The sequence below is a fragment of the Paenibacillus sp. fava2 genome, from assembly GCF_058313675.1.
This window is the reverse complement of the sequence record NZ_CM177755.1, coordinates 3312902-3333863: the sequence shown is the minus strand read 5'-3', so window position 1 is coordinate 3333863 and position 20962 is coordinate 3312902. Positions and strand designations below refer to the sequence as shown.

Annotated in this window: 18 protein-coding genes; 5 read left to right on the top strand and 13 right to left on the bottom strand. The window is 51.2% G+C overall.

Translation table 11 applies throughout. From position 1 onward, the window contains the following. Position 1: 1 nt before the first annotated feature. From bglX to AC4G46_RS14250, 8 genes are all read right to left on the bottom strand, one after another. Complete coding sequence (gene bglX / locus AC4G46_RS14285; RefSeq protein ID WP_491128513.1) at positions 2–2170, bottom strand: beta-glucosidase BglX; 2169 nt, start codon at positions 2168–2170, stop codon at positions 2–4. A 157-nt stretch (positions 2171–2327) separates the two neighbouring features. Beyond that, positions 2328–3086: an alpha/beta hydrolase gene (locus AC4G46_RS14280; RefSeq protein WP_491128512.1), complete on the bottom strand. Its 759-nt coding sequence runs from the start codon at positions 3084–3086 to the stop codon at positions 2328–2330. Between the two features lie 15 nt (positions 3087–3101). Next, positions 3102–4094 carry a LacI family DNA-binding transcriptional regulator gene (locus AC4G46_RS14275; protein ID WP_491128511.1) on the bottom strand — a complete coding sequence of 331 codons (993 nt, stop codon included), beginning with the start codon at positions 4092–4094 and terminating at the stop codon, positions 3102–3104. Between the two features lie 41 nt (positions 4095–4135). Continuing rightward, the gene (locus tag AC4G46_RS14270; RefSeq protein WP_491128510.1) at positions 4136–4960 is read right to left on the bottom strand and encodes a carbohydrate ABC transporter permease; all 825 of its coding nucleotides are present in this window, start codon (positions 4958–4960) and stop codon (positions 4136–4138) included. Positions 4961–5001: 41 nt separating this feature from the next. Beyond that, positions 5002–5901, bottom strand: coding sequence for a carbohydrate ABC transporter permease (locus AC4G46_RS14265; RefSeq protein ID WP_221799655.1), 900 nt, complete (start codon positions 5899–5901; stop codon positions 5002–5004). A gap of 121 nt (positions 5902–6022) precedes the next feature. Beyond that, positions 6023–7264, bottom strand: a complete 1242-nt coding sequence (locus tag AC4G46_RS14260; RefSeq protein ID WP_491128509.1) for a sugar ABC transporter substrate-binding protein — start codon at positions 7262–7264, stop codon at positions 6023–6025. Positions 7265–7679: 415 nt separating this feature from the next. Further along, positions 7680–9629 carry a copper amine oxidase N-terminal domain-containing protein gene (locus AC4G46_RS14255; RefSeq protein WP_491128508.1) on the bottom strand — a complete coding sequence of 650 codons (1950 nt, stop codon included), beginning with the start codon at positions 9627–9629 and terminating at the stop codon, positions 7680–7682. A gap of 148 nt (positions 9630–9777) precedes the next feature. Next, a complete protein-coding gene (locus tag AC4G46_RS14250) occupies positions 9778–10107 on the bottom strand; it encodes an antibiotic biosynthesis monooxygenase (protein WP_491128507.1) in 330 nt (109 codons plus the stop codon). Between the two features lie 224 nt (positions 10108–10331). Between AC4G46_RS14250 and AC4G46_RS14245 the strand changes: the two genes are divergently transcribed. Together AC4G46_RS14245 and AC4G46_RS14240 are read left to right on the top strand one after the other, a co-directional pair. Then, entirely contained in the window at positions 10332–10880 is a 549-nt protein-coding gene (locus tag AC4G46_RS14245; RefSeq protein WP_491128506.1) for a hypothetical protein, read from the top strand. Positions 10881–10898: 18 nt separating this feature from the next. Continuing rightward, positions 10899–11450, top strand: coding sequence for a GNAT family N-acetyltransferase (locus tag AC4G46_RS14240; protein ID WP_491128505.1), 552 nt, complete (start codon positions 10899–10901; stop codon positions 11448–11450). Positions 11451–11782: 332 nt separating this feature from the next. On the opposite strand, the gene AC4G46_RS14235 is transcribed toward AC4G46_RS14240, so the two are convergent. The 4 genes from AC4G46_RS14235 to AC4G46_RS14220 all read right to left on the bottom strand — a co-directional run bounded on the left by AC4G46_RS14235 (position 11783) and on the right by AC4G46_RS14220 (position 15382). Next, positions 11783–12910 carry a DUF4179 domain-containing protein gene (locus tag AC4G46_RS14235; RefSeq protein ID WP_491128504.1) on the bottom strand — a complete coding sequence of 376 codons (1128 nt, stop codon included), beginning with the start codon at positions 12908–12910 and terminating at the stop codon, positions 11783–11785. Beyond that, complete coding sequence (locus AC4G46_RS14230; RefSeq protein WP_491128503.1) at positions 12903–13436, bottom strand: sigma-70 family RNA polymerase sigma factor; 534 nt, start codon at positions 13434–13436, stop codon at positions 12903–12905. The genes AC4G46_RS14235 and AC4G46_RS14230 overlap by 8 nt, the downstream gene beginning before the upstream one ends. Before the next feature lie 169 nt (positions 13437–13605). Continuing rightward, positions 13606–14838 carry an aminopeptidase gene (locus AC4G46_RS14225; RefSeq protein WP_491128502.1) on the bottom strand — a complete coding sequence of 411 codons (1233 nt, stop codon included), beginning with the start codon at positions 14836–14838 and terminating at the stop codon, positions 13606–13608. 196 nt (positions 14839–15034) lie between these two features. Then, complete coding sequence (locus tag AC4G46_RS14220; protein ID WP_491128501.1) at positions 15035–15382, bottom strand: hypothetical protein; 348 nt, start codon at positions 15380–15382, stop codon at positions 15035–15037. Between the two features lie 323 nt (positions 15383–15705). Between AC4G46_RS14220 and AC4G46_RS14215 the strand changes: the two genes are divergently transcribed. Genes AC4G46_RS14215 through AC4G46_RS14205 form a run of 3 tightly spaced genes read left to right on the top strand, consistent with a single transcriptional unit; the run spans position 15706 to position 19848 of the window. Continuing rightward, entirely contained in the window at positions 15706–16800 is a 1095-nt protein-coding gene (locus tag AC4G46_RS14215) for a VanZ family protein (RefSeq protein WP_491128500.1), read from the top strand. Between the two features lie 14 nt (positions 16801–16814). After that, a complete protein-coding gene (locus tag AC4G46_RS14210) occupies positions 16815–18335 on the top strand; it encodes an amidase family protein (protein WP_491128499.1) in 1521 nt (506 codons plus the stop codon). Between the two features lie 43 nt (positions 18336–18378). Then, the gene (locus tag AC4G46_RS14205) at positions 18379–19848 is read left to right on the top strand and encodes a serine hydrolase domain-containing protein (protein WP_491128498.1); all 1470 of its coding nucleotides are present in this window, start codon (positions 18379–18381) and stop codon (positions 19846–19848) included. Between the two features lie 86 nt (positions 19849–19934). Here AC4G46_RS14205 and AC4G46_RS14200 read toward each other — a convergent pair whose 3' ends face one another. Next, positions 19935–20699 carry an exodeoxyribonuclease III gene (locus AC4G46_RS14200; RefSeq protein ID WP_491128878.1) on the bottom strand — a complete coding sequence of 255 codons (765 nt, stop codon included), beginning with the start codon at positions 20697–20699 and terminating at the stop codon, positions 19935–19937. Between the last annotated feature and the right edge of the window lie 263 nt (positions 20700–20962).

The window sequence follows — 20962 nt, the reverse complement described above, 5'->3', positions numbered from 1 at the left end:
TTTACTTGAGTAAAACGAACCCGGCAGACAGCACATCACGGCTGTTAGCCCCTACATATACATTAAACCTGCCGCTGTCGCTGGTGACACTGAGGTCACTGTGATGATAGCGGAGCTGCACCTCAGCGATGGTAAATGCTACCTCTGTGGTTTCGCCCGGGGCCAGTTCGATCTGCCGGAAGGCTTTCAGCTCCTTGACTGGACGGACTACTTCACCGGAGATATCACCTACATATAGCTGGACAGTCTCAGTTCCCGTTACGCTGCCGATATTAGTGAGCGTCACCTTTACCTCAAGCGGCTGACCTGTTGTCATCGTGTCAGAGGAAAGTGTCAGGTCTTCATAAGCAAAGGCTGTATAGCTAAGTCCGAACCCGAACGGCAGCAGCGGTTCGTTCGGAGCGTCGATATATTTGGAGATATAACGGTTGCCGTCCTCTACCTCCGGCTTTGGCCTGCCGGTATTGAAATGGTTGTAATAGACCGGAATCTGCCCTGCTGAATCCGGGAATGACATGGTCAGCCTGCCGGAAGGATTCACCTGTCCGTACAGCAGGCCGGCCAGTGCGGCCCCGCCTTCACTGCCCGGGAACCAGGCTTCCAGTACGGCATCCGCCTGGTCGTACACCCCATGCAGGTCAAGCGGACGGCCGTTGAAGAGTACCGTTACCAACGGTTTGCCGAGCCCCTTCATAAGTGAGATCAACTCCAGCTGCGCCTCGGGCAGCCTGATGTTGGTACGGCTGCCGCCCTCGCCGCTCATGTCGGAGGCTTCACCGAGGGCCAGCACAATTACATCGGCCCCCTCAGCTGCACTCAAGGCTTCAGCTTTCTGCTCTGCGGTTATCATCTCAATACCTGAGCCTTCGGCTACTGTAATAAGAGCAGGATTGCCAATTACTGAGCGCATGGCATCACTGAGCTTCACTGCATGCTCCTTGGAGCCGGTCCACGACCACCAGCCCAGAATATCGCCGCTGGATGCAAAAGGACCGATCAGCGCCACCCGCTGCTCCGGCCGGAGCGGCAATACCCCTTCATTCTTCAGCAGCACACTCGACTTCTCTGCCAGCTCGCGTGCCGCCTGACGGTGTTCAGCGGAGAATACGATTTCCTTCTCCAGCACCGGGTCAGCTCCGCGCATCGGGCTTGCGAACAAGCCGAGCTTTTCTTTGAGCTGCAGGATACGCAGCACGGCTTCATCAATCAGGGCTTCATCGACAAGCCCTTCCTCCACCAACTGAGGCAGATGATGCAGATAGCTGGTTGTCATCATGTCAATATCCACACCGGCCCGGATCGCTTTGAAGGCTGCTTCCTTATCATCCTCTGCCGCACCATGCGCGACCATTTCCTTGATGGATGCCCAATCTGAAATGATGACTCCGTCAAAGCCCCATTCTGTTCGCAGCGTATCTCGCAGCAGCTTACGGTTACCGGTTGCCGGGATCCCGTCAACGATGTTGAACGAGGTCATGACCATTTCAGCTCCTGCATCAACTGCTGCTTTGTAGGCAGGCAGATAATATTCACGCAGCTGCCGTTCAGACAGGTCCACAGTGTTATAGTCCCTGCCGCCCTCAGCAGCGCCATAAGCGGCAAAGTGCTTGACGCATGCAGCTACACGTGAATGATCACCTGCAAGATCATCACCCTGGAAGCCCTTCACAAACGCTTCCGCGAATACACCGTTCAGGTACGGGTCTTCGCCGGTCGATTCCATCACCCGGCCCCAGCGCGGATCACGGGTCAAATCGACCATAGGGGCAAAGGTTACGTGCAGACCGGAGACAGCCGCTTCCCTTGCTGCAATCTCGGCGCTCTTCTCCGCAAGCTCCGGATTCCAGGAGCTGCCGATAGCCAGAGGGATCGGGAATATGGTCTTAAAGCCATGGACAATATCGGCCATGAACAACAGCGGAATGCCAAGTCGGTTATTCTCCAGATGTGCTTTCTGCACCGCCATCATTTTGGCGGCACCGGCTACCCCGAGCACTGAACCGGCATTGCGGACCGCCTCACTGCCGATGCCAAGCTCTTCCATCGGACCGGTAATTTCCGATTCGTCACCCGGCTCATCATAGAACGGAGCTGCCAGCTGCAGAAGCTGTGCAACTTTTTCTTCAAGGGTCATTTGCTTCACATATTTGTTGTATAAGTGCTCAGTCATGGCTGTATTCCCCCTACCAAAACAATTCAATTCGAATCGTTTTTCCCTATTTATTTCTTTTAAAATAAGGTTTTGTTTGAAATTAAATATCATTAAATCATAAACGTTTCTATCCGTTTCGACAGAAAGCCGTGTTCTTGGCAAATCGGCAAAGGTGCTATAAAGGAAGCCAATCCAGCATTCTTGTCAGTTGCCGGTCCCAATAGTCCCATTCATGGCCTCCCGGACCTTCGTCATAGGTGATATCGAGGCCGGCTGACACCGCCTGGTCAAGAAAAGCACGGTTCGCATCATACAGAAAGTCCTCTGTGCCGCAGCACTGGTACAATCTGGGCGGATCTTCAGCCGCTGCTGCCTTGGCGGCAAGCGCGAACAGATCCTCTCCGCTGCCGCGCAGCTCATCCGCTGAACCGAATATCCGGCCGGCTTCACCTGCTTGAAAGCCGTTTGGTCCGGTTACGCGCCGGACAATATCAAGGCCCCCGGACAGGCTCACGGCAGCCGCATAACGCTCCGGATGGCGCATAGCCAGCTTGAAGGCACCGTAACCGCCCATGGAGATGCCGGCCGCAAATGTATCCTCCCTGCGGCCTGAAATGGCAAAAGCACGTTGGACAAGCCCGGGCAGTTCCTCGCTTAAATAAGTAAAGTAGGCACCGCCCTGCTTCATATCCGTATAATAGCTGCGGTCGGCCCGCGGCAATACGAGTGCCAGGCCTCTGTTCTCGGCGTAACGCTCAATTGCCGAGCTTCGTGTCCACTCCGTATGGTCGCCGCCAAGCCCGTGCAGCAGATACAGCACCGGGTATTTCCCGCCCCGCTCCGCAGACGGAGGAGCATTAAGCGGAAGCACGACTCCAGCTTCTGTTGACATTCCGAGTGTTTCGGAATATAACGACATCTGCATATAAGCCACCGTTATTCACTCCGATTACCCCTGTATTTTAACCGATTTCCGCTCCATCAGCTCGATCTTAAGCTTGTAAAAATCATTAACCGCATCTCCGTTAAGCATCTGGAAGAGCAAATGGCCGGCGAGCGAGCCCGATTCATACATCGGCTGGCGGATCGTCGTCAGTGGAGGATGAATATATTCGGCCAGCTGAATATCGTCGAATCCGATGACTGAAATATCCTCCGGCACAGAAATTTTAGCTTCTTCGAAGGCTTTCATCCCGCCCACGGCCATTTCATCGTTAGCAAAGAATACTGCTGTCGGCAGCTCGCCCTGCATCAGCATCATTTTGGTGGCTTTATAGCCGCCTTCACGGATGAAATTGCCGCTGAGCTTCCATTTGGCTTTTTCGGCAAGACCGGCCTCATGCATCGCACGCAGATACCCCTGATAACGCAGCGCATTGTCATAGGAATCGGCCGGCCCGCTGATATAAGCGATTGAGCTATGTCCGTTCTCGATAAGGTGACGGGTAGCACTGTAACCGCCCTGCTCTCCGTCAACCACTACATTAATCAGTCCTTCACCCGCAATTAGCCGATCCATTACGATAATCGGAAAACGCGGTCCGGCAGCTGCATGCAGAATCTCATCTGTTATGTTATGGGCAAGTACAATTGCCCCGTCAACCCGCTTTTCCATCATGTAGCGGACAGCTGTCGAGCCTTTCCCGCCCATGGAGCTGCAGGCAATCAGATCATAAGAGTTCGATAAGGCTACGTCCTGAATGCTGCGGATCAGTTCCGAATAATAAGGGCCGGATAAATCCCGCAATATAAGGGCTATTGTATTGGTCCGGCTCCGCTTCAAATCCATAGCAAAACCGTTCTTCTGATAATTAAGCTGCCGTGCCGCTTCCAGCACCTTTTCTCTCGTCTTTGCGCTGACTTTGCTGTCTCCGCTCATCGCATAGGAGGCTGTTGAGAGCGCCACGCCGGCCAGCTTCGCCACGTCCTTGATTGTTGCCATCTGATTCAATCCTTCCTGAGCCTAGCAATTGGTTACTTATACTATTTTATGCCGGAGATCGTATATCCTTCTATGATATGCTTTTGGAAGAAGATAAATATAATAATGATAGGAATAACCATAAAGGCGGCGCCGGCCATCTGCAGCCCGAACTCCGTTCCGTATTGTCCCTTCAGCAGCGACAACCCGACAGACAGCGTATATAGCCGTTCGTCGTTTGCAATAATCAGCGGCCACAGGAAGCTGTTCCAGGCACCGATAAAGGTCAGAATTCCCTGAACGGCAAATACCGGTTTGACAATCGGCACAATCAGCTGGAAAAAGATCCGGAGTTCGCCCGCACCGTCAAGCCTTGCCGCCTCCAGCAGATCGATCGGAATCGTCGTCATAAACTGGCGGAACAGGAAAATCGCGAATGCGCCAACCAGCCCCGGCAGCACGATTCCCGCCATGGTATTCACCAGCCCCATCTGATTGATGATCAGATAGGTCGGAATCATCGTCACCTGGCCGGGGATCATCATGGTTGCCAGGATAATATAGAAGAACTTGTTTCTGCCCGGAAAATCAAATTTGGCAAAAGCATATCCGGCCATTGCATTCAGGAACAGCCCGACAAAGGAACACAGAACGATAATCAGCGTGTTCTTCAAATATACAAGAAAGTCCATTTTAACGAACAGATCCCGGTAATTATTAAACGTGGGATGGTTCGGGAACAGCGTCGGCGGGATAACCGTAAATTCATTTTCAGGCTTAAAGGATGATCCGATCATCCAGATAAACGGTACCATCATCAGAAGTCCTCCGAGGATGAGCAGCGTAATCATAATTCCTTTTTCCACTCTCTTCATTCTAAGAGCCATGCCAGTTTCCTCCTTCTTAAGCCGGCGGCGTCAGCCGGAGCTTAATATTCCACTTCTTTCTTTTTGACCGCGAATTGGATCAGTGTCGCAATAATGATAATGATGAACAGAACGAATGAGCCGGAGGCCGCGTAACCGAATTTGCTGAGCTGGAACCCGTTATTGTAAATAAAGAGCGCCATCGACATCGTGGCATTCAGCGGTCCGCCCTTGGTCATTACCAGCGGTTCTTCGAAGAATTGAATCCAGCCGATCAAGGTCGTAATGGTCACAAAGAAAGTAGCGAATCCCAGCAGGGGAACTGTAATGTAGCGAAGCTTTTTCCAGCCGGTCGCACCGTCAATTTCAGCCGCTTCGTAATAGGAACGCGGAATTCCCTGCAATGCTGCCAGGAAGATGATCATATTCAGACCGATTGATTTCCAAAACGCCAGCAGAATCAGCGAAAACTTAGCCAGAACAGGGTCCTGAAGCCACTGCTGCGCCGGTAAACCAAACCAGGAGAGTACATAGTTAAATAATCCGTAAGACCCGTTATACAGATAGCCCCATACCACTGCTACCGCCACAATGTTCGTGATGGAGGGCATGTAATAGATAACCCGGAAGCTTTTGAACAGCCAGCCGGTACCATAGTTAAGCAGCAAAGCGACGGCCATGGAGGCAATGACAACCATCGGTACTCCAATCACTACATAAATCAAGGTATTATACATCGATTTCAAAAAAATCGGATCTTTAAAAATATCAATATAGTTGCTGAAGCCGATCCCGCTGATATTCGAATAATCCGCAAGGCCGACCAGATCCATATCCGTAAAGCTGATTACAAGTGCAATGATGATCGGAATGATCGAAAACAGCGTCAGCAGGATGACTGCCGGAGCGATAAACAAATATGGAACCTTATGCTTGTTCAGTTGCTTCACCAATGAGCTCACTTGCCTCACACCCTTTCCCTTTCTATCCACTCTCTCCCGTCAGGAAGAGAAACAAGCTGACTGCCGGAACCTCAGCCTCAGGGCGAGATCCCGGCAGTCCGCCTGTTGGCATTAAGCCTGTTTATTTGTTACCGAGCAGTTCATTAGCCTTGTCGTTCAGCTTATCCAGCTCAGTCTGTGTATCAGCACCGCCGATTGTAATTTGTTCGAAGGCAGCCATCGCCGCCTGGGCAATTTCTTCGTACTCTTTAACGGTAGGGGCAGGACGTGAATTTTCCAGCTGCTTACCGAATGCGGCAATCATCGGATCACTAAGCGCTTCGTTGGACCAGGCAGCCTTCAGGGCCGGCATGGAGTTCGAAGTTTCATAATATTTCAGCTGTGCTTCCTGCTCAGCCATGAACGCAATGAACTTGGCGGCTTCGTCAGGGTTTTTGCTGTAATTGAAGATGGACAGATCCGCACCGCCGATGGAGGAAGTATTGGTTACTTTTGCAGGGAGTGTAGTTACAGCCCATTTGCCATCAATCTCGGGCGCTTTATCTTTAACGGTCTGAATCATCCACGGGCCGCTGATGAACATGGCCATTTTTCCGTCTTTAAAAGCTGCAACTGTATCAAGGTCTGTGCCTTTTGGCGATAACCCTTCATCATAGAAGCTTTTCAGGAAGTCAACCGTTTCAACATAAGCCGGCTGATTGAACTGCGGCTGGCGGTTAGCGTCAATAATGTCACTGCCGTTCTGCCAGGCAAAAATGACAGGGTAGATAGAGTCTTTACCTTCAATCGGCAGGGCATAATGACCGGCTCCGCCCTTTTCGACCAGCTTTCTGCTGGCATCCTTCAGCTCATCCCAGGTCTTGGGACCCTCAGGATAGCCTACTTCACTGAGCAGATCCGTCCGGTAATACATAGCACGTGTCTCTACATAGAACGGAATACCTACCGTCTGATCTTCATACTTTGTAGTTTCAACAGCACCTTCAAAGAAGTTTTCCGCTTTCATGCTTGGATATTGTTCGATATAAGGGGTCAAGTCCTTCAGGGCACCGGCAGCTGCAAATTCAGGAACCCAGGTTGTACCCATCTGAACAACGTCAGGGCCGTTTTTGGATGCTACTGCTGTCAGCAGCTTATCATGCGCCGTATCCCAAGGGATTGCTTGAACATCTACTTTAATGCCGGGATTCGCCGCTTCATACATTTCAGCAATCGGTTTGACTGTATCCGCTGTACCCATAAACCATACCTTCAACGTTTTGTTGTCTCCGTTAGCAGAATTGTTTGAATTGCCGCAGCCTGCTGCAACCAAGGAAAAGCTCATCAGTAGTGCCGCAATCTTAACTCCGGTTTTCTTTTTCATTCTTCTTTCACCCCTGTTGTAGTGTGTGCCAAACTTGAAACCGCTATGAAATAAAGCCCTTACATCGAAACGTTTCGATTAATATCGAAAAAAAATTCGAGTCGCCGCACATCAATTCTCGCCCAAACAAGGTATTCAGGATATTATTAACCCGATTTTCAGTCGTTGAAACGAGATTAATAACGCTTTCACTCCAGTTTGTCCGGTTCAGGCTTACAGACACTAGTTGTTCTTTCTTCTTTTACTCGAATCGTTTCGATAACCATATTATAAAACTATGTGTTAGCGATTTCAAGTACCTTACACAAAAAACTTTTCCGTGGTCAGCTTTGTATAGCCGTCTACAAAAAAGCCGGAAGCTGCTCCATTTGCGGTTTACGCACTTGAAACAGTCTCCGGCCTTAGTCTACTTAAATCAGCTGGTATAAATAAACGAAACTACCCCGTTGGTGAAGGTAACGTAATCATAGCCTACATACTGCCAGGTCTCTACGCGGATGCCGCCTCCTACGGCAGCAGACTTGCTCTCCGGTGTCCCCCAGCTTAACTCGACCTGCTGCTTCGTCATGCCAATGCTTACGTATCCTGCCTTAATATCTTCCCATACTTTACTTGACCACTTGTAGGTTTTGTAAGGATCAGCTGTCAGAAACTCTTCTTTATCAGCCAGCGTACTTATAATCTCCGCTCCGCTCATCTCATACGTTTTCAGTACTTTTCCTGAAGCAAGCTTCATGGCAAGAGCGAAGTTCCCGTTATAATCAGGAAGTACATCAACAATGGTTACTTTTTGAAACCGGTAATTGACATCAAAAAAGTTAACCCAATAGCTTTTGCCGATCAGCTTCGCCAGGTTTCCCTGAGCCTTTTTCTTATAGATAAGGGCTGTTTGCTTGGTCTGTACCTGCATTTCAGCCTTGCCGAAGGTTATCGTCATGCTCTGAATAGAAGAATTCCAATCAAGCCCGGCTCCGAACGCCGACTTTAGCAGCGCTGCCGGAAACACCGTTACGCCATCTATAGTCTGTACTTTACCGCTCATTTTAACCTTCTTGCCGTTCACCATTGCCGTATCACTGCCGAGCTGAAGCTGAACTGGTGTAGAATTCAGTTTAATGCTGAAGCTTTTGGTACCGGTATTGTATTGAACCGAAGCACCGAGCTGCTGGAACACCTCCTGAACCGGCAGATACATTGAGCCGCCGATCAGCGCTCCGGTTGTGATGATATCGTCTGAACTGATGGATACCTCCAGCGTTTTGGAGACTGATCCTGATTTCACAGTAACTTTGGTAACTCCGACCGCCAGTGCCTTTAAGGTTCCATCGTTCAGCTTCTGCAAAAGCGCCGGTTTTTCAACCGTCAAATCTGCATCCTTCAGCGGTACTTTTCGTGTAGTTCCGCCTGTCCAGGTCTCAGTAATCTGCACGGGAACCTTGTCCCCGACTGTAAGGCTGGTCTTGTCCATCGTGAAGGTTACCTCGGAGACACCTGGCAGAGTGAGCTTCTCCATACGGTCCGCCTGCACATCATAATCCGCTACGCTTCCGTCCTGCATTTTTACATACATGCCTTGACTATAGACAGAGATTAGTCCAGTTACACCTTTAAGACCCGGGAATGATTTCGTGAGCTTATAGCGGTCAGCTTCAGAAGACCCCGTTCTCCAGACGGTACCGTCATTCATTCGTACAACCAGGTTACCTTGGTCATCGAATCTGGCTTCTGCTGCATTTTCGGTGATGGTTACGGGGATATATTTATCAGTGTCATTCTTGTCAAAGTTAAACCGGCTGTACAACAGCACTTTTCCAGATTGCAAGACCACTGCTACATCGTCGACAGCATTATATAGATCAGAATAACTATCTATGGCCATAACCTCTGCGCTGCTGCCGAATTGATCAATTTTGTCGCTGAACCCCTCTGCCTTCAAGACTCCGGACCGGGTTAGCAATGCCAAGCCTTTTTCGGAATCATCAAATTTCACAATATCTGTATAATCCGTGCTATCACCATAGCCGAGGTAACGAATGGTTCCTGTATTATCCAAGTAATAGTTCCCGGAAATGTGTACCACCCCGGTCATGTTCTTCAATATTTGGGGAGCTCCCTTCCCCTGCAATCGAACCAGAGTACCTGACGCGGTAATCCCGTAGCCTTCCTCAATCTCGGTCAGATCAAAATCAAGCTGTATATATCCTCCGTTGTCAACATCCTGCTTCCATACTGTACCGTCACTAAGCAGGTAACTCCCCCTGTCAAAATCAATGATCGCCGGTCCAGCCGCATGCAGCACACCCCCGGTTTGACCAAATATGCCGGCGGAGACTGCCGCTGCAAGCACCCATTTTAAACCTTTCATCTTCCAAAATCCCCCTTTGTGTAAGACACATTCATTAATGTATCACAAATTCAAAGTTATTCCAGAGGAATTTTGATAAGCCGGAATACACAAAAAAACTGCCTGCAATCCGCAAAGATCGCCGGCAGTTCTTAGTAGCACAGCAGCTCTATTTTTCAGAAACCTTGCCCTCTTTAACCTTTTGTACCTCATACATATTTACGGTTGTGCTCAGAATGTAGGCCGGTTTCTCCTGGCCTCTGCTGTTACGGTGTCCCTGGATGTGCGCGTCACTCTTCTCCCAGTTTTTCCAGGCGTCTTCGGACTCCCAGCGGATCAGGAGCAGTACCTCTTCACTGTCCTTGCCCTTCTTGTTGAGCGCGATGCTGATATCGATCAGGCCGGGCATTTCCTCAAGCGCTCCGGGTCCGCTGAATCTCTCGATCACCTTGTCACTATGTCCTTTTTCTACAACTATGGATCTTGTCTGGATTAACATAATCATTCCTCCTGTGTATAGGGAACTGCAAAAAGCCACACAGACTTCCCTGCCTGATATAGTTGAATGCGCAACTAACACTATTCTAATTGATAATCGTTATCATTTCCAGCAAAGCTTTTTCCAGTAGCCTTTATTCTAAACCAAACTTTACCTTGCGCTGATCAGCTACAAGTTATTAAGGTTGGTATTAATTAACTATACAGAATGAAAGCAGGTCTATTATGAATCTTACTGTCGAGCTCGCCGCCCCCCATGAAGCGTATATTATCAAAAATCTCTACCCGCTTTATCTGCACGATCTTTCGGGCCACTATGGACTTCAGGACGGCCCCGTCCTGAATGAACACGGAATCTATGAAGAAGAGGCGGAAATCCAGACTTTGGCCCAGCAATACGATGTCCAGAATATCTGGTGGGAAAAGCCGGGCTGCCTATATCCCTTTTTGTTTAAGGCCGGCTCCCGTCCAGCCGGATTTACGCTTATTGCTACGCCGCCCCACTGTGCACCAGGCGTTGATTTTTTTGTTAATGAGTTCTTTGTGCTTCAGCCCTTCCGCGGAACGGGCCTAGCCCGGCAGGCTGCCGTCTCTGTATTTGAGCGCTTCAAGGGCGTCTGGGAGCTGCACACGAACCCGGGCTCCAAAAATATTATCGGGCAAACCTTCTGGCGCAAAACGGTAGCGGGCTACACAAATCAAAACTATCATGAGGCGGTTGAAGAAACGTTTGACGGGAACAAGCTGGTATTCCGCTTCAGTAACAACATTTAGATAGGCGGGGATTAAACAATGGAGCTTGCCGGTGAACGTGTACTATTAAGAGATTTATGTGAAGAGGACCGGGGATTTTTCGCAGAGCTTGAGGGGCATGAGCTGACTTCCAAATTTGAAAATAACCATCCTGATGCTGTGCAGATCGAGGATGACTTCAATATTGCACTATTGCATCCGGCAAATGTGCCGCGCGAACATTTCAAGCTGATGGTATGCCGTGCAGAAGATCGAACACAGTTGGGTATTATCAGCATCAAGCTGAACTGGGAGGACATCCGGGAATGGGAGATCGGCTGGGCGCTGCACCCGGAGTACTGGAGACACGGATATGCAACCGAAGCAGTCCGGCTCCTGATCGGTTATGCCTTCAAAGAGCTGAACGCGCACCGGATCGTCGCCTATGCCAATGCCGGCAACGGACGCTCCGAGCGCCTCATGCAGCGGGCCGGCATGACCAAAGACGGCGTACTGCGCGAGACCAGATACTGCAACCGGGAATGGTGCGATGAGCTGATCTATTCGGTACTTGAGAGGGAATGGCCGAAAAAGATGGCAGCGGGTAAGTAAGTGGCATTACAGGGGAATTTCCCTTTAGAGAGGCTGTTCGACAGGCCATTGTTCCGATTTAGGGGGAAATTTCCCTTTATTGAGCTGCTGGGAGGGTCATTTTACTGATTTAAAGGGATTTTTCCCTTTAATGGAGCTGTTCGACAGGCCATTGTTCCGATTTAAGGGGAAATTTCCCTTTATTGGACTGCTGGGAGGGTCATATTACTTACTTAAAGGGATTTTTCCCTTTAATGAGATCACCAGCAGGCTATCCCTATTTTTCAGCGGCCACGCACAAGCCCCGCTAATAGTTTAGCGGGGCTCTGCCAAGCTCTACTCTAGCTATTTATCTATTTTAACAAATCAAACTCTATTATAGACTGGCTATCGCCAGTCCTCGCCGTAAACTCCAGAGCAAGCGACTCCGGATCATCCAGCAGAGTGCTGGCGAACATCTCCTCAAAGCCATTCTCTGTCCCTGATGCGGACAGCCGAGGCAGCTGCACCGTGCCGTTACGGAATTCAGCTGAAACCTTGCCGGAGCCGGCTTCAAAAATCTTCCGCCTTACCTCCCAATCATTATCCGCTTCATTCTTCAGGGCATACCGGGCCCGGATCATTAACGGTGACAGCTCAACCTGGCTCAGCACAACTTCATGACCGGCGAGCAAAAACGTTGCATCCGGATGGATAACTTTTGTCACGGTTCCCTTGAAGCTCTGGTCCAGATCGAATGTTATTTTAATCCTCGGAGAGTAATGGATATCCGCCATAATAGTTCCTGTCTTAGGGTCATCCATTTTACCCGGATCGACGGAAGCAATCAGGAAATCTGCCTCCAGCCGGGTCGGGAAAGGTTTGCTGCGGTCCAGCTCGAAGACGCTTTTGCCATAATATTTGTGATAGTTGTCTTCCCCGTTTGTTTTGGCATGTGCGCCGATTCCCCCGTTACGGGTCAACTGGCTTCCGGTCTGGACATCTATCATTCTGCTGCTGCTAAAGCCATAAATCTCTTGGTCAGACGCCGTTTCCGCCGTATAGATAAGAATAATCCGGTTCTCGTCCGCTGTTACCGCATTCAGAGTCACCATGTATCCTTCTACCTCCACCCCCCGGTCCAGAAGCTGAACGTAATCATTGCGGACCGCAGATTCAAAGGTTGCAGAATTGATATCATAGGAATTAAATTCCCTGAACGGCTCAAGCACACCCCAGTCCATCGGCTCGGATTTGGCAGTAGCCTGATGTCTATCATGCAGCACCGGGATGATGAACAGCAGGACAGCAATCATTGCGGCTGCAGCCAGCCCGAAGATCGAACCTTTCATCATCGCAACGCGCTTCGAGCGGTTCACCCCGCGTTCCAGGCCATTTTGAACCGCCAGCCTGATGTAGTGGTTGTCCGGTTCCGCCTGAATCTCACGCTGCATCCGTGCAGCATCCGTCGTTATTACCTTCTCTTCCCTGCTGTTAATCATTCCATTCACCCCGATCCTTCAGTATGGTTCTGAGCTGCTTCAGCCCTTTATGCTGCCATGTTTTGATGGTCCCTTCAGGCTTGTCCAGCAGCTCCGCAATATCCGCAAGAGTCATGTCATTATAATATTTAAGCAGCAGCACATGCCTGTATTTCGGCTTGACCTGTTCCAGCGCCCAGCGCATTTCCATCCGTCCCGTGTCCTGCTCCATGACCGGCTCCCGCATACGTTCGTCCGGTGTCGGCACACTCCGTTTTCTTCTCCGCTGTTCATCAATGCACACATAGATTAAAATCCGGATCATCCAGGCCTTAAAAGCCCGCTGATCCTTCAGAGTCCTCCTTTTGATCCACGCCCGGCAGGTTGCCTCCTGCACAGCCTCCAGCGCATCATTGCGGTTACCCAGATAACTGTAGGCAATCTGATACAGCCGGTCACTATGCTCCATCACCGCTTCATAGAACCGTGACTCCTCACTGGAGGCAGCGCCGGTTAATCTTTTCATCTCCACACCAGTCATCGTCATCCAGTCCCCCCCTCTCTCTATCCTTACATAGTATAAGACGGAGAGCAGCAGCAAACAGTTTTCCTTAGTCATTCTTTTTTCAAGTTCTTTTCAACTATATGTACATTCAAAAGAGCCCCCGGTATGGAGGCTCTTCTGAACATTATCTTAGATTATGCCAAAGTCTGCGTTACAGCACCCAATTCCCTTTACGGAATACCGGCTCGATCGTGCCGTCAGCCTGTTCGCCGTCGATCTCCAGCTCAGCCGAGCCGATCATAAAATCGACGTGGGTCAGGCTCACATTGGCGCCCCGCTTGATCAGCTCTTCGCTGCTGAGGCCGACGCCGCCTTCGATATTAACCGGATATGCGCTGCCCAGCGCAAAATGGCAGGAGGCATTTTCGTCAATACCCGTGTTGTAAAATACTCTGTTCAGGCGGGAGATCGGCGAGTCATGCTGCACCAGAGCCACTTCACCCAGATAAGATGCACCATCATCCGTTTCCAGCAGGGAGGTCAGATGTTCGCGGCCTGAAGCAGCGTCGTAGGCGGTAACCTTACCGTCTGTAAAAGTAAACGTAATCCCGTCCACAAGACGGCCGTTCAGGTTCAGCGGAAGCGTACTGGATACCGTGCCGTTGACACCGGTGCGCAGCGGCATTGTATAGATCTCCTCAGTAGGCATATTCGCCACAAAATAAACCCCGCTGCCGTTCTCGCCGCCGCCGCCGCGCCACAGATGGCCTTCCGGCAGCTCAACACGGAGGTCGGTGCCCGGGGCCCGGTAATGAAGGCTCTTGTAGCGTTTGGCATTCATCCGGTCCTGGCTCAGCTTCAGCTGGGCTATATGCTCGCGCCAGGCAGCCACCGGGTCTTCAGCGCCTACGCGGTTCATCTGGAATACCGCTTCCCACATGGCATCAATCCGCTGCTCCTCCGGCAGATCCGCAAATACTTTATCAGCCCAGGCGCGTGTCGGCGCCTTGATCAGCGACCAGCTGATTTTGCTGCTGCGGGTATAGTTCTGATATTTCTTGCGGGCGATTGCCGCCGCTTTGACTGCGGTAGACACCTTGGCTGAATCAATGCCGCGCAGCAGCTCCGGATCAGGCACCTTTATATGTAAAATCGCTCCGCCTTCCTCCGCGAAGCCTTCCAGCATATCGGCATGCCACTGCGGATAATAGCTGAATGAGTCTTCAGGCGCCTTTTCGTAGCGGATACGTGTGACAGCCTCGTCATCCCAGTCCACCATCACATATTTGGCACCGGCTTCATAGGCTTTGCCTACGATCAGTCGGGTAAGCTCAGCCGTTTCGAGCGGCGCATGAACCATCAGCACCTGCCCGGGCTGTACATTCACTCCCACCTTAACGACCAGATCGGCATATTTCTCCAGCATCAGTTCAAAATCCTTCATGATTGCTCTTCCTCCATATCTGACTATATTTCTGTAAGCCTCAGTAATGCTCCAGTTGTTATTTTAACGCAAAATGGACATGATGGCGATTATTGTTCCCGCAGGCGGACTTGCAGCAGCCCTGCTGAGGGGCCGGAATAGCCCAAAAAGGCAGCTCCTGCGCAGGAGCCGCCTCTTTTGAACGCTGTCTATGCCACTATTGTTTTTCCACCTGCAGCAAAGTAACCTCTTTTACTGTGTAAGTATCCGTAAGCTTATCCTCCGCAATGACTTTCAGCTTGGCGAGACTGGCTACCTTGGCCGGATCAGCCCTGGACAGCAGCCGCCATACCTGGGGGTCAGCCAGGGTATTGTACAGCTTTTCATCATCATATTCCTTGCGGTTCTGTGTAACCAGCTTGACCCTGTAGCTTCCGATTACAGTATCCGTATCTCCCTGCCCGGCACAGTAAGCCACGATTTCCTGCCTGAGCTCTGCCAGCTCCTTCTCGATCTCCTTATGCTTGGCTTTCAGCTTATAGTAATGCTGCACTTTCTTTTCCATATAGCTCACGCTCCTCTCCTGACCAATGTATGCCAAGCCGGAAAGATTCATTATAATGATTAAATCCATTGAGGACGCTTTCAACAAATTCTATAATGGAAAAGCCTGGCTGCAGGGTTTCTGCCCGGTTAGATCGTCTAACAGCCAGCGGAGCTTGCCGGGATGTTCACGGAGCCCTGTACATTCTTATGCCAGCCGGTATTCCTGAAGGTCAGCCGCTGTTTCCTTCATACGCGAGACTGGTAAATATAAGGAGCGATCAATTTTTTTACGGCAGGTGAACTATGTTTGAATCCTATCTTTTCCCTATTTCCTATGCGTTTATGTCTTTTCCAGTTGCGGCACTGCTGTTTACTTTGCCCTTCCTGATTATCCAGTACCGGCGTTACGGTTACATCCATAAGCTGCGGGCACTGATTCTTTATCTTCTGCTGCTCTATCTGTTAAATGTCTTCTATCTGATCATGCTGCCTTTTCCGGCAACCAGGCACAATCTGCCGCCTGCAGGAGGCAGTCTGCAGCTTGTCCCGCTGCAGTTCATCGAGGAAATACTGCACAGCAGCCGTTTCACTGCGGATACCCCGTCTACCTATGTAATGCTGCTGAGTGAGCCTCCTTTTTACCAGGCTGTATTTAATGTGCTGCTGACGGTGCCGTTCGGCATGTTTCTGGGTTATTACTTCCGGACGAGATGGGTGGTCTGCATCCTGCTCTCCTTCTGCCTGTCTCTGCTGTTCGAGATAACGCAGATCACGGGCATTTACGGCTTCTTCGATCATCCGTACCGGGTATTCGATGTTGATGACCTGATCACCAATACGCTTGGCGGGATTGCCGGGTACAGAATCGCCCTTTGGATATCCGCGGCGCTTCCGCAGATTGAACGGCTGGATGCCAATGAGGATTTAAGCGCCAAACGGGTCACCTACACCCGCCGCGGGATTGCATTTATGCTGGATGCCTGTGTTTGGCTGCCAGCTGCCGGATTGTTAAGCCTGTCTCCCGTTCCTTATCCTGTCTGGATAACCCTGGCCGTTTACTTTCTGCTCCTTCCGCGCTTGACCAGGGGCAAGACACCGGGGAAATGGGTCGTACGCATCCGGGTACAAGGTAGATCCGGCAGGCCGAAGCTCTGGAGGCTGACCGTCAGATACGGAATACTATATGCTGTTATGCCTGGAATGAATATTTTGCTGTTTGATTCGGCATATGCTGAGGCCTTGAATCCCGAGCTGGCCGCTTCAGCCCGGGGCGTGGTGCTGCTGGCAGATCTCCTGTTTCTTATTCATATCGTCATTAGTATATTCAGGAAAAAAGAGCTTTTCTACGAAAGGTTAAGCGGTACCCGGAATCTGATTACCTGGCCGGAGAAGATACAGCAGGCTGCTGATGATGAACTGCCGCAAATAGCCCGATAACAAGGAGAGTGTATATGCAAGAATCTTCACCTAAAACGATACTCAATGATGACGATCACCTGCATTGGCAGAAATGGATCATTGAAGCCGATATCACAGCAATGCAGACAAAAATGGCCAGCGGTTCTTTAACCTCAGTGCAGCTGGTGCAGCTCTATCTTGACAGGATCAGCAGATTTGATATTGTCATTAATTCTGTCCTGGAGCTTAATCCTGATGCGCTTGAAATAGCTGCAGGGCTGGACCGGGAGCGGTTAACCTCGGGAGCACGCAGCATCCTGCACGGCATTCCGCTGCTTGTTAAAGACAACATTGACACTGCGGATAAGCTGCATACGAGCGCTGGCTCAATCGCTTTGGCAGAATCGACTGCCGCAAGCGATGCCGTGCTGATCCGGCATTTACGTGACGCCGGGGCCATTATCCTTGGCAAGGCGAATATGACGGAATGGGCCAATTTCATGGCTCCCGGCATGTGGGCCGGATACAACTCGCGCGGCGGGCTCGTTCTGAATCCCTATGGTCCCGGCGAGCTGTTTGTCGGAGGCTCCAGCTCAGGCAGCGCCGCTTCTGTTGCAGCCAATCTTGTGGCTGCGGCAATAGGAACCGAGACCTCCGGTTCCATTATCGGCCCGGCCAGCCAGAACAGCGTGGTCGGAATCAAGCCGACGGCAGGCCTGGTCAGCACAGCCGGGATTATCCCCGGCATCGGTACCCAGGACACAGCCGGACCGCTGGCACGGACGGTCTCAGATGCAGCTATTCTGCTGGGTGCAATGACAGGAGCAGCCCCTCCGGAGCAGCCGGACCAGAAGGCTGCCGGATTGCCATCCTCCCCGGACTACACAGCTTATCTGGATCCGCAGGGTCTGCAAGGTGTCCGCATAGGCATCCCCAGATCTGTCTACCAGGAGCTGGATATAAATGCTTTGGCAATTATGGAGGAGGCCATCAGACTGCTCAAAGACAACGGCGCGATCATAGTTGATCCTGTTGAGCTGCCTTGTATGGGGGCCGAATGGAGCCCGGTTATGCTTCAATACGAGTTTAAAAGAGGGCTTGACCGTTATCTGGCTGGACTCTCCGAATCCATACCTGTACATAACCTTGGTGAGCTGATTACCTACAACGCTCAGCATAGTGACATAGCTTTGAAATACGGCCAGGGTACCTTGGAATGGCTGGAGCAGTCCGGAGACGGAATACCGGAGGAGGAGTATCTTGCTGCTCTTCAAAAATCCAGAGAGCTCGCGAGGGATCAGGGCATAGACTACGCCTTGCGTGAACACCGGCTTGATGCCCTGATGTTTCCCGGATTTCACGGAACTGACCTTGCAGCCAGGGCTGGCTACCCGTTAATTACAGTACCTGCAGGATATGCTTCTGACGGGATCATTACTCCGGGCGGCTACACTACAAAAGGCCCGCACGGCGTTACCTTTTCCGGTACCGCTTTCAGCGAGCCTGTACTGCTAAGGATTGCTTACGGGTTTGAACAGGCATCCAGGCGGCGTATTCCGCCCTGCCTGTCTTAAATAATGCACTCTTATCCCATTTATCCAGTGAGGAGCGGTAATGATGAACAAGACTAGTATTCCTGTACCTCAATTGCCTAGAAGTATGCCGGAGGAGCAGGGGATTCAATCCAGCGCAATTTCCGCATTTTTGAACCGGATTAAGGAGTATCAGCTCGCACTTCACAGCTTTATGCTGCTGCGGCACGGCCATGTAGTCGCTGAGGGCTGGTGGGCTCCTTATAGTCCGGAGCGCAAGCACATGTTATTTTCACTCAGCAAAAGCTTCACGGCCACTGCCATCGGCCTCGCAGCAGCTGAGCAGCTGCTGAAGCTGGAGGACAAGGTCATCTCCTTCTTCCCGGAGGAAGCCCCCGGGGACCCCGGCCCCCATCTGGCCGCAATGAATATCCGGCATCTGTTGATGATGGGCACCGGCCACACCTCGGATACCATGGGGGAAATGATGAATGAGGCCGAGGGCAACTGGGTCAGAGCCTTTCTGCAGCTTCCGGTCGACCGGGAGCCGGGCAGCCATTTCCTGTATAATACCGGAGCAACTTATATGCTATCTGCCATTCTCCAGAAAGTAACCGGACAGACGCTGCTGGATTTTCTTCATCCCCGGCTATTTGACCCGCTTGGCATAACGGATCCTGTATGGGACTCCTGTCCCCGCGGCATCAACACCGGCGGTTTCGGGCTCAGCATCACTACTGAAGATATCGCCAGATTCGGACAGCTGTATCTGCAAAAGGGCTTGTGGAACGGCAAGCAGCTGCTTCCGCAGGAATGGGTGGCTGAAGCTAGTGCGCTGCAGATTCAGAACGGGGACGGCAAGCCGGACAGCGGTGACTGGTCCCAGGGCTACGGCTATCAGTTCTGGAGATGCCGGCATGGCCTTTACCGCGGCGACGGGGCTTTCGGCCAATTCTGTATCGTCATACCGGAACAGGATGCAGTCGTAGCGATCACCAGCGGAACTCATCAGATGCAGGAGATAATGGATGCAGTATGGGAGCTGCTGCCGGCATTTAAGGATACACAGCCGGAGCTGGAGCAGCAGGCTTCAGCGCCAGAGCATTTAGCGGACCAGCTCCGCTCGCTGTCGATCATGCCCCCGAATATCAGGTCTTTGTCAGCAGTGGAGTCAGCAGTAAACGGCCAGAACTACCGGCTTGAGTCCAATGACCTGCAGATTGATTCACTCGCCATTGCCTTTGGTGACAATGAAGCCCGGCTGACAATACAAGGGCAGCATGACGAATACCAGGTGATTATCCTGGGCCGCGGACAATGGGCGGCTAGTCAGGTGCGGCTGATGCCCAGTCCGGCAGCAGCCGCCGCTATGATGTCCAGCTTCACCTGGACGACTGAAGATGTGCTGCAGCTGACACTCTTGATGGTTGAACAGCCGTTCATATTTACGCTTGAAATTACGTTCAGTGAACAATCCTTAACACTGATCCAGTCTGCAAATGTAGGCATGGGAGAGCAGGAGCCTGTAACGATCAAAGGCATGATTCAGGCGTAACCCGGCGGGCGTCAGCCCGCTGAACTGACAAGCGGCCATTACAGCTCCTTCCGGGCTGTATGGCCGCTTGTCTGCATGTTATCCGGTTATACTGCAGGTTCGTTTATCTTGAGAATGACCGGACAATGGTCGCTGCCCAGTATATTGCAGTCAATCGCCGCATCGGCCAGCTGCGGAGCCAGCCGGGAAGAGGCCAGGAAATAATCAATCCGCCAGCCCACGTTCCGCTCCCGGACCTTGGGCATGTAAGACCACCAGGTATATGCACCTTCCATCTCCGGATAAAAGAATCTAAAGGTATCAATGAAGCCGGAGTCCAGCAGCGTTGTCATTTTGGCGCGCTCTTCATCGGTGAATCCCGAATTGCCGCGGTTGGATTTGGCATTTTTCAGGTCGATATCGGCGTGGGCCACGTTAAGATCGCCGCAGACCAGCACCGGCTTGTGCTCGTCCAGCGCAAGAAGATAGCTGCGGAAACGGTCTTCCCATTCCATTCTGTAGTCGAGCCTTGTCAGATCACGTTTGGCGTTTGGAGTGTAGACATTTACCAGGTAAAAGCCGTCAAATTCCAGGGTTATCACCCGGCCCTCCGGCTCAGAATCCTCCTCCAGCCCGTATCTTACCGAAAGCGGCTTGATTCTGGTGAAGACAGCTGTTCCGGAGTATCCCTTCTTCTGTGCGTAATTCCAGAACTGGTAGTACTCCTCCCCGTGATCCAGCGTAATCTGCCCCTCCTGCAGCTTTGTCTCCTGTACACAAAAGATATCTGCCGCACTCTCCTTGAAATAATCATTAAAGCCTTTGCCCACGCACGCTCTGAGGCCGTTGACGTTCCACGATACCAGCTTGATCATAAGCATTCTCCTTATATTTTCACTCTATATCATTTAAGCTCAATCTATATAGTCTACCATACAATGGCCTGCCAGAGAGTAAGGCGGCGTGACGCATTCATTTGTGTGAATCTCCTAAGCCATCTGTAACAGCATTAATAGAAACATTGAATATAATAATCTATCAAAAGCAAAGGAGGTCTGAATGCCCTGATTGCAACAACAGATTATTAATCTGACTGTACAAAATGTGAGACCAGAGTATCCGCCGTACTCGCTCA